The organism is Solidesulfovibrio sp. C21 (assembly GCF_047785625.1).
Taxonomy (GTDB): domain Bacteria; phylum Desulfobacterota; class Desulfovibrionia; order Desulfovibrionales; family Desulfovibrionaceae; genus Solidesulfovibrio.
Window position 1 is genome coordinate 1 of the sequence record NZ_JBLODY010000112.1, and the last position, 9,393, is coordinate 9,393.

The 9,393-nt window shown below is 68.5% G+C and carries 9 protein-coding genes and 1 pseudogene; 1 reads left to right on the plus strand and 9 read right to left on the minus strand.

Annotated elements, in window-relative coordinates:
- The first annotated feature begins 185 nt into the window (after positions 1 to 185).
- The gene (locus ACMZ6R_RS19200) at positions 186 to 1,238 is read left to right on the plus strand and encodes a 4Fe-4S binding protein (RefSeq protein ID WP_416114525.1); all 1,053 of its coding nucleotides are present in this window, start codon (positions 186 to 188) and stop codon (positions 1,236 to 1,238) included.
- A 4-nt stretch (positions 1,239 to 1,242) separates the two neighbouring features.
- Here the strand turns inward: ACMZ6R_RS19200 and ACMZ6R_RS19205 are convergent, their stop codons facing one another.
- From ACMZ6R_RS19205 to ACMZ6R_RS19245, 9 genes and pseudogenes are all read right to left on the minus strand, one after another.
- Positions 1,243 to 1,482: a hypothetical protein gene (locus tag ACMZ6R_RS19205; RefSeq protein WP_416114527.1), complete on the minus strand. Its 240-nt coding sequence runs from the start codon at positions 1,480 to 1,482 to the stop codon at positions 1,243 to 1,245.
- Between the two features lie 214 nt (positions 1,483 to 1,696).
- Positions 1,697 to 3,190 (minus strand): sigma-54-dependent transcriptional regulator, encoded by a 1,494-nt coding sequence (locus ACMZ6R_RS19210; protein WP_416114529.1) that lies wholly within the window; start codon positions 3,188 to 3,190, stop codon positions 1,697 to 1,699.
- Between the two features lie 77 nt (positions 3,191 to 3,267).
- On the minus strand, positions 3,268 to 4,497 hold the full coding sequence (locus ACMZ6R_RS19215) for a DVU_1551 family NTP transferase (protein ID WP_416114531.1): 1,230 nt from the start codon (positions 4,495 to 4,497) through the stop codon (positions 3,268 to 3,270).
- Complete coding sequence (locus tag ACMZ6R_RS19220; RefSeq protein ID WP_416114533.1) at positions 4,494 to 5,534, minus strand: XdhC family aldehyde oxidoreductase maturation factor; 1,041 nt, start codon at positions 5,532 to 5,534, stop codon at positions 4,494 to 4,496. Before ACMZ6R_RS19220 ends, ACMZ6R_RS19215 begins: the two co-directional genes overlap by 4 nt.
- Positions 5,531 to 6,592 carry a DVU_1553 family AMP-dependent CoA ligase gene (locus ACMZ6R_RS19225; RefSeq protein ID WP_416114535.1) on the minus strand — a complete coding sequence of 354 codons (1,062 nt, stop codon included), beginning with the start codon at positions 6,590 to 6,592 and terminating at the stop codon, positions 5,531 to 5,533. Before ACMZ6R_RS19225 ends, ACMZ6R_RS19220 begins: the two co-directional genes overlap by 4 nt.
- Complete coding sequence (trsS, locus tag ACMZ6R_RS19230; protein ID WP_416114541.1) at positions 6,583 to 7,914, minus strand: radical SAM (seleno)protein TrsS; 1,332 nt, start codon at positions 7,912 to 7,914, stop codon at positions 6,583 to 6,585. Before trsS ends, ACMZ6R_RS19225 begins: the two co-directional genes overlap by 10 nt.
- A gap of 32 nt (positions 7,915 to 7,946) precedes the next feature.
- On the minus strand, positions 7,947 to 8,387 hold the full coding sequence (locus tag ACMZ6R_RS19235) for a DVU_1555 family C-GCAxxG-C-C protein (protein ID WP_416114537.1): 441 nt from the start codon (positions 8,385 to 8,387) through the stop codon (positions 7,947 to 7,949).
- The gene (gene trsM, locus ACMZ6R_RS19240; RefSeq protein ID WP_416114539.1) at positions 8,384 to 9,082 is read right to left on the minus strand and encodes a DVU_1556 family methyltransferase; all 699 of its coding nucleotides are present in this window, start codon (positions 9,080 to 9,082) and stop codon (positions 8,384 to 8,386) included. The genes ACMZ6R_RS19235 and trsM overlap by 4 nt, the downstream gene beginning before the upstream one ends.
- Before the next feature lie 8 nt (positions 9,083 to 9,090).
- Positions 9,091 to 9,297: pseudogene (locus tag ACMZ6R_RS19245) on the minus strand (DVU_1557 family redox protein); the annotation flags it as partial.
- Positions 9,298 to 9,393: the final 96 nt, after the last annotated feature.

The window sequence follows — 9,393 nt, forward strand, 5'->3', positions numbered from 1 at the left end:
GAGGGGAACCCTTTTTGAAAAAAGGGTTCCCCTCTCGCGCTCTCCCCTCCCCAAAACTTTTATAAGGGGGGTGGGGAAGCTACTTTTTGGGGGAGGGGAAGCGCTCAATGCGAGGCGACTGTCGGGGAGCTGACAGCGGGGAGCGGGGGATGGTGTAGTCTCCGGGCGGTTCGGGGATGGAAAGAATGTTTGCCGCGCAAGCCCTGTGTCCCCGTCGTTTTTGCAACCTTGTCCCGGGCGTTTCGCCCAAAGCCTTTTCCATGTCACAGCGTTTTTCCCCGTCGTTTTGGTCCCGTATCCCCCAATGGTTCTTTTTCCTGGCCAGCCTGTACGTGGGCTGGCGCTTCATCCTTTTTTGCCGCTACGCCGTGGGGGCCGGCCCCGAGGCGGCGCGGCCGGCCGGGGTGGAGGGCTTTTTGCCCATAAGCGCGCTTCTGGGCGCGCGCCACGCCCTGGCGACCGGCACCTGGGACCCGGTGCATCCGGCCGGGCTGACCATCTTCCTGGCCGCCCTGGCCATGGCCTTTTTCTTTCGCAAGGCCTTTTGCGGCCACGTCTGCCCGGTGGGATTCGTCATCGCCCGGCTGGGGCGGCTGGGCCAACGGCTGGGGCTGGCCCGGTCCCTGCCGCGGCGGCTCGAGGCGGCGCTTCGCGCGCCCAAGTACCTGCTGTTGGCCTTTTTCCTCTTCACGAGCTTTTTCGGCATGGACGCCGCGTCCATCGAACAGTTCGTGCGCTCGTCCTACAACCTCACGGCCGATGCCAGGATGCTGCTTTTTTTCCTGCATCCGGGCCTGACCGCCCTGATCGTGCTGGGCTGCCTGTTCGTGCTGGGCATCGTCTTTCGCGGCTCGTTTTGCCGCTGGCTGTGCCCGTACGGGGCGCTGCTCGGGCTTTTGGCCAAGATCGGCCCGACGTCCCTGGTGCGTGACCCAAAGCGTTGCACGGGCTGCGGCCGGTGTCGCAAGGTTTGCCCCATGGATCTGCCCGTCACGGCCGGACCGCGCCCCATGGAGTGCAGCGGCTGCGCCTCGTGCGTCATCGCCTGCCCCAAAAAGGCCTCGGCCGTGCGTTTCGGCTTCCTGGGGCGGCCCGCGCCGTGGTGGCTCACGGCCGCCGGGGCTTGCGGCGTGTTCGCCCTGGCCTATGTCGCGGCCCATATGGCCGGCTTGTGGCAGACACGGCTGCCCGGCGACATGCTGGCCAGGCTGTATGCCATGACCCTTGGCGGCGCATAGGCGGCTATTTTTTGATGGATTTGCCGCCCAGGGTCTCCTGGCCGGTGATGTGGTTCATGGACGAGCCGCCCTGGTAGATGATGCCGGTGGTGGTATCCATGACGTATTCCAGTTCGCCGTTGGCGATGTACTGGTAGCGGCCCACGGAACGCGTGCCGGCGTAGATGTACAAGAAGGCCGCGATGCCGGCGACGACGGCGAGCTTGAACAGCACGTCCACGAAGTCCTTCACGCCCTGCGACATGACCTGTCCTCCCGGGGGGGGAACGGAACTGGGGGGAACCCTTGTCTTACGAAAGGGTTCCCCCCAGTTCCGTTCCCAAAGACTTTCAATAGTGATGCGGTGTTACTATCGAAGTCGTTGTAAGGGTAAAAAGTTTAGGAAGGGGAGAGCGCGAGAGGGGAGAACCCTTTGCAAAAGGGTTTCCCCTCTCGCATCCTCTTCTCCTCCTCTTCCCCTATACATCCGCCTCTTCTCGTGTGAGGCCGTATTTGCGGATACGGTAGCCGATCTGGCGCAGGGTGAGGCCGAGTTCCCGGGCGGCCCGGGACTGGACCCAGCCGTGTCGCGTCAGGGCGTTTAAGACCTGCTGGCGTTCCATGTCGCGCAGTTCGGCCGCGTCTTCGGGCAGCACCGGCGGCCGGTCGCCCTCGGCCAGCATTTCGGGCGGGATGTCGGCGATGTCGATGCGGTCTTCGGGCGCGGTCACGGCCAGACGGGCCACGAGTCCTTCCATCTCTCGGATGTTGCCGGGCCAGTCGTAGCCTTCCAGGGCTTTGAGGGCCTTGGGCGTGAGCGTCAGGCGGCGTCCGCCCCGGGCCACCTCCCGGGCCATCAGGTCGTCGAGCAGGGCGGGGATGTCTTCCCGACGCTCCCGCAGGCTCGGCACGGCGATGACCTCCGGCAACAGGGTGGCGGCCAGTTCCGGGTTCAGGCCGCCGACGGGCACGGCGAAAAAAAGGCGCGTGTCCACGCGGCGTTCCCGGGACCCGCCCAGGCGGGCCATGCGCCCGGCCGTGCAAAAGCGAGCCAGACGTTCGCACACGTCCGGCGGCAGGCGGTGGGCTTCCCGGATCAGCAGCGTGCCGCCGTCGGCTTCCTCGATCAGCCCGGGGCCGGCGACGGTGGGCTTGACCGCTGGCCCAAGGGACCGGGCGTTGCCGAACAGGCGTTCCATGGGCTTGTCGGCGCTGGCGGCGTTGAAGACGGCAAAGGGATGCACGGCCCGGGGGGAAAGTTCGTGGATGAGGCGGCCCAGGACCCCGCGTCCCGAGCCGGGTTCGCCGCGAAGGGCAATGGGGGCCTTGGACACGGCGGCCCGGGTCACCGCGCCGCGCAGGACTTCCAGGGCCTGGCTCGTGCCGCTTGAAAACACATGCTGGTGGCGCAAGGACACCTTGGAGCGCAAAAAGGCCACTTCCCGGGCCATGTCCAGGGTACGGCCGGCGGCCGTGGCGGCCATGTCGGCCATGCGGCCGAGGATGTCGGCCAGAAGCGTCAGCAGGCGCAGATCGTCGGCCAGCGGGGCATTGCGGCCAAGCAGGCCGTCGACGAAAAACCAGCCCTGGGGCGCGCCTTCCTCCCGCCATGCGCCAGCCAGGATGGGCGCGGCCAGCATGGCCGCTTCCTCCCGCGTCGCCGCGACATTGCCGTCGGCGTCGGCCACGAGCGGCGTGGCTCCGGCCCGAAGAACCCGGGCCGTACGGGCGCCCGGTCCCCGCTCCAGGGCGGCGGCCAGCACCATGCCCACATCGGGCACGCCGAGCCTGGCCCGGATGGCCGGCCGGCTCTCGGCCTCGGCCAGCACCACGGCGGCATGATGCAACTCCGGCAGATCGGTCAGCGCGTCGAGAAAACGCGACAGCAGCACGTCCAGGCCGCGTCCGGTATCCGAAGCCAGCCCGCAACTGGCCACGGCCCGGCGCAGCACGTCGAAACCTACGGCGTCCATGGCAATAATCCCCTTTCCCGGCGGCGTCGTTTCGATGCAGCCGGTTTTCGGATAATCTCAGCTTTTGGCCGCTTGCGTCAATGCCTCGGGGAGGTGGGGCCCTGGGCGCTTGCGGGCGCGCGGCGGGCGGCCGCGGCGGCATAGGCCTGGGCCGGGGGAGGGCCGGGACGGAAGCCGGCCGCATCGATGATCGCCTCGGCGCGCTGTCCCACGGCGGCTTCGATGCGGGCGAGCACGCGCAAGGCGTTTCCCCGGCGGCGGGTAATGGCGGCGGTGGCGTCGGGGTCGCCGGCAAAGAGGTCGAGCTTTTGCTGAAACCGTCCGGCGACAGGCACCAGCCAACGGCCGAAGACGAACTTGTCGGCGATGTAGACGACTTCGCGTTCGGTTACGGGCGCCCCGGGCGGCAGGTCGCTATCGCGGTGGGCGGCGACGATCGCGGCGGCGGCGTCGAAGCCGAGGGAGGCCAGCAGTCTGCCGCCGGCGGCTTCATGGTGCGGCTGTCCCTTGGCCACGTCGTGCAGGAGCGCCGAGGCCTTTATAAGGGGAATGTCGAGGTCGGACCCGGCGGCATTGAGCGCCCGGCCGAGGGCCTCGGCCACGGCGGCCACGCCCCGGGCATGGGCCAGTCCCTGGGGCGGGACCTTTTCGATGGCCAAAAGCGCCTCGGCCTCGGCCGGGGTGGGGATGTCCCGGCGATCGGCCAGGGAGCGCAGCACGGCGTAGTCCTCGGGGGTGTCCATGTCGGCCAGGATATTGGCGTCGGCGACCGGTACTTCCTCGAAAGGGAAAGAGGCCAGGGCCTGGCGCAGGCCGCCGTTGCCGACATGGGCCATGACCGTGGGGATGACGCGGGCGTCCAGGCAGGGCGGATGGCCGCGCTCGCCGGAAAAGATCGGATAGACGACCGGCGGGGCGTCCGGCGCGCCAAGGCGCGTCACGAGCCGGGCAACCGTGGCCGGCCGGAACAGGGGGGTATCGACCGGCGTCAGGCAGATGCGGCGGCAATGCCCCGGCACGGCGGCAAGGGCCGTTTTGACGGTGGAAAACATGCCGGTTTCGTAATCCGGATTGTATACGCTACGTATGCCGATGCGTGTCGCTTCGGCCGTTACCTCGATTCCCCGGTGGCCGGTCGCCACCAGGATGTTCGAAATCCCCGCCCGGCGGAAGGTGTCGGCCAAAAGGGCCAGCGCGGTCCGGCCGCCAAGCGTGAGCAGGGGCTTGAACCCCGCGCCCATGCGCGAGGAAAGTCCCCCGGCCAGGATGCAGGCGCAGGCGTCGGGAAAGGTCGTGTCGGTGGTCATGGTCTTCTGGCGGCGCGGCAGGCGATCAGTTCGGCCACGATGCTCACCGCGATTTCCTCGGGGGTTTCGGCCTCGATGGGGAGGCCGATGGGGCTTTTGACCCGGGCGATGTCGTCGCGGGTGAATCCGGCGGCAAGGAGCCGGTCGTAGATGGCGTCGCGCTTGGAGCGCGAGCCGATCATGCCGATGTAGCCGGCCGGGGTGCCAAGCGCTTCGGCCAGCGCGCCGTAGTCGTGGGCGTGGCCGCGCGTGACGATGACGATGGAGTCGTTTTCGCCGATGCGCCGGCCCGTGAGCCAGCCCTTGGCCGGGTCGATCACGGCGGTCTCGGCGGCAAAGGGAAAGCGCTCGGGCGCGGCGAATTCCGGCCGGTCGTCGAGCACCGTCACCCGAAAGCCCACCATGGCCGCGATCTGCCCGGTGGGCCGGCTGACGTGGCCGCCGCCGCAAATGACAAGCGGACTTTGGGCCAGGGCCGGTTCCAGGAAAAAGCGCCGACCGTCGGCTTCCATGACCACCGGGGCCAGGATGGCGCGAGCTCTTTCGCGGGCGGCCTGCAAAACCATCGGGCCGGGATCGCTGCCCACGATGTCGCCGTCCGGGAGCAGCAGGCAGCGGCCCGCATCGCCGGCGGGAGCGGGCTCCAGGGGCGTGACCACGAGGCAGGGCGCGCTTTTGCCCAAGGTCTCGGCCAGGGCGGCGAAAAGGCGTTTCGTGGCCGCGTCCGGAGCCAGGCGCTCGAGGAACACGCGCATCCGGCCGCCGCAGATCAGGTCCGCGCCCTTGGACGCCTGGCCGGTCATGTCGAAATCCATGAGCCGGGAGACGCCCGAGGCCAGCACCTCGGCCCCGGCGGCCATGACCTGGCCCTCGGCCAGCCCTCCGCCCACGGTGCCGGCGATCTTGTCGTCGGGAAAGATGAGCATCTTGGAGCCGGCGGTGCGCGGGGTGGAACCTTCGCTGGTGACGATGGTGGCCGCGACCACGGGGCGGCCTTCGGCCAGGGTGGTATTGATGATGTCGATAAGTTTGATCATGGGCGGTTGGCCGTTCCCTTGGCCGGATTGGTCAGTTGCGGGCCGTCTGGCCCGTGGATGATGCGCCCGAGGATGGGCCCCAGGCGGCGCAGTTTGCTGCCGCAGGGGCAGGGGCCGGGAAGCATGGCGGCGGCGTCGCCGGTGCGGTAGCGCACGAAGGGCATGCCGCGCCTCGTCAGCGTGGTGAAGACCACCTCGCCCACCTCCCCTTCGGGCAGGGGATCGCCGGTGATCATGTGGACCACTTCGAAATAGATTTCGGTTTCCCGCAGGTGGTAGCCGTGAAACGCTTCGCATTCGACGCCGCCGCCGTAGCCCATCTCGGTAGCGCCGTAGTGGTCGAAGACCGTGGCCCCGAAGCGCTCGGCCAAAAGCGCCTTCCAGCCGTCCGGCAAGGCCTCGGCCGAAAGCAGGATGGTGCGCAGGCAGTCCTTCGCCGCGGCGCGGACGTCCGGGTCGTCGATGGCCCGGCGGATCTGGGACGGCGCGGCCACGAGCGTCTGCGGGCGCAGCCGGCGCAGGTCGGCGGCCAGGACGGCCGGATCGCCCGTGGGGTCGCCAAGTGCCCCCCGGGCTCCCAGACGCGGCAATATCTGGCACAGCAGGTCGCCGATGCTGTCCGGGCGCAGCCCGGGCATGAGGATGAGCACCGTGTCCCCGGGCTCGACCAGGGTCTGGATGCCGATATGAAAGAAGTGGCGGATGTCCTCGATATCTTCCGTCGTGAAGGCCACGCGCTTGGGCGCGCCGGTGGTGCCGGAGGTGGAAAGCGTGACCATGCGGGCCACGTCGTCCTGGGACACGGCCAGAAACCGGGCATGGGCCTCGGTCAGGTCGGAAGCCAGGGTGAAGGGCAGGGTTTCGAATTCCTCGATGAAATGGGGGAAACCCGGCGGCAGGTTGCCCAGGCGTTCCCGGTAGAAGGGGGCGGCGGCGGCATGGCGCACGGCCCGGGAAAGGGCGGCCAGCCGCCAGGCCAGCAAGGCCTGTGGCGTCGGGGGGACGTCCGGCCGGCCCAGCCCGGCGGCAACGAGAGCGTCGACGGGACTTAGACGCATCCGTCGTGCCCCCGGTACAGCGTGCGGCCGTCGGCCGCCGTCAGGTTGTAGAGGCAAAAGGGAATGAGCCGGTTGTCGGCCGTGGCCACGTGGATGCAGCAGCCGCGCGTGCGTTCGAGGTCGAGGGTCCAGGCGTCCTGAAAGGCCATGGCCGAGACGGTGAAGCGCCGGGCCGTGGCGGCGTCGGCCAGAAAGCGGTCGAAATCGTCCATGGGGCCGTCTTTTTTCGGGGCGGCGGTCGGTGCGGCCCACTGGCGGGCCACGAAATTCCTGGAGCGGCGCGCCCCTTCGTCGGCGGCGATGGGAGGCGGGGGGGAGCAGCAGGATTGGCCCGACGTCGGGGCCGGCTTGAGCCCGCCATCTCCCTCGAGGAAGTAGGGCTGGGAAAAGGAACACAGCGAATGCTCGCATCCCGGCGGATGGAAGTGCTCGGCCCGGATCATGCCGTCCGTTTGATCTTCCAGGCCGCGCATGAGGTCCGGCAGGGTGACGCGTTCGCTGGGGCCGGCGGCCCAGGGATAGCGGCCAAAGGAGCTGACGGGCTGGAAATGGACGCCGCGCACGCCCGGGGCCTTGGACCGGGCCAGACGCACGATGTCGCCGAGCTGGCCGTCGTTTATGCCCGGGGCCACGGTCGGGACCAGAACCACGCCGATCTTCGCTTCCACGCAGGCGTCGATGGCTGCCAGTTTCGTTTCGTAAAGCGGCCCTCCGCGAAGGACCCGGCAGGCGTTGTCGTCGCCGTCGAACTGGAGAAAGACCGAGACGAGGCCGGCATCGGCCAGACGTCCGGCCAGGCCCGGGTCACGGGCCAGGGCCAGGCCGTTGGTGTTGAGCTGCACGAAGGAGAACCCGGCCTTGCGGCAGGCGGCAACAACATCCGGCAGATCGTCACGCACCGTGGGTTCGCCGCCGGAGAGCTGGACATTGACCGGCCCGGTGGCGTCGAAGATGCGGGCGAAGCGTTCGGCCAGCTCGTCAAGCCCGGGATCGGGCGGCGGCGTATTGCCGGCGCTGGCGAAGCAGACCGGGCAGGAGAGGTTGCAGCGGGCGGTGATCTCGAAAAGCGCGGTACAGGTGTGCTGGGCGTGCTCCGGGCACAGACCGCAGTCATGGGGGCAGCCCAGACGCGATTCGGTAAGTATCGGCGGCGGATTGCCCGGGGCCTTGGGCCGGTTCCAGCCGATCATGGCCGGCGGACCATGCCAGAACCGGGTGCTAAATTCGCCGTGCTCGGGGCAGGTCTTGACCACGTAGCCGTCCGCGCCGTCGACCTCGCGCCGGGCGGGCACCCGACGCAGGCAGATCGGGCACAGGCTCATGGTGGGATAGGCGCCGGTAGATTCGGACACAATCACTCCCTGGGCTCGGACGGGTCGATGCCGGCTTCCGACAGGATGGCGAGAATCTGGTCCCAGGCATCGGCCATAAGGCCGCCGCAACGGCTGGCATCAGGCTTGCCTTCGCTTAAGATGGCCTGGCAGGTGATGTCGCCGTACATGTCGGTGGCCTTTTCGCGGAACCAGTCCACGAATTCGGTGACGATGAGGTCCGCTTTTTCATGGGCCAGCTCTTCCTCGCGTCCCCGGCCGGCGTACAGGCCAAGGACCAGGCAGCCTCCGGTCAGGATGCCGCAGGTCAGCCCCGATTCCATGCCGTGGCAGATGCCGGCGGCGGCGCGTACCAGGGGCCAGTTTTCCACCCCTTGGGCGCGCAGGGCCATAAGCACGAGAATCTGGCTGCAACAATAGTTCTTGGCGGCCAGAGGCATGATCTCCATAAGCGTGGGGTTCATAAGGACTCCTTGGCGGCGATGCACAGGCAGTAGCCGAATTTCGGGCGCGGCGACCCCTGGCCGGCACAGGCCGGATCACGGCCGGTCAGCAAGGAAACGGCGCTTGCCGCCGAACCCAGGGCGAAGGTCAGGCGGCAGGCCAGCTCCGTAAGCAATCTGGTGTGGTCCTCGAACAGGCGCAGGGCGAATCCGGCCGCGCCAAACATGACGGCCAGGGCTTCGCGCGTGACCGCCCCGGCGGCGCAGCCCGCGCCGTTTTCATCAAGAGGCGCGCCCTGGCGCAGGTACAGGTCGGTGGCGAGGAGCAGTCCGCCCGGCCGCAGCACCCGGGCGATCTCGGCCAGACACCCCGGCCCGTCGCCCGAGGCCGAAAGCACGCATTCGCACAGCACGCCGTCCAGGCTTTCCTCCCGGAAAGGCAGGGTTTGTCCCAGTCCCTGAACCACGGGAGCTATGCGGCCGGCTTGGCGCGTGAAGAAAGAGGAGGCATCAAGGCCATAAGCGGTCAGTTTTGCGTCGGTGAGAAAGGCCAGACTCGCACCGGGGCCGCAGCCGACATCCAGCACCCTGGCCCCCGGGGAAAACCGGCAGGCCGCAAGCGCCCGTCCGGTCAGGGCCAGCCCGCCGGGGCGCAAGGTCTCGCCGGCGACTTCCCGGAAATCCTCGCGCTCATACGGCGCGACGCAACACGGCACTACTTGTCCTCCAGCAACTGCTCCACTTCCAGCATCTTGCCCACGGCCACATACTCCGGGAGCAAGGCCATGTTGCACTTGGGACAGGTCAGCAGCGTGATGTTGAAGCCGCCCTCAAGGTAGGTGACGTCGCTCTTCTTGGGCTCCAAGGGACCGCCGCATCCGGCGCACGTCCAGTCGCCGGACTGCGGCAAGTAAACAAGCGATTCTGCCATGGCGTGTGTGGCGCCTCCGGTGGCCAGGAGGGGCTTTGCCCCTCCTGGACCACCCCACCGGGGGGCCGAGGGCCCCCCGGTGGGGTGGTCCAGGAG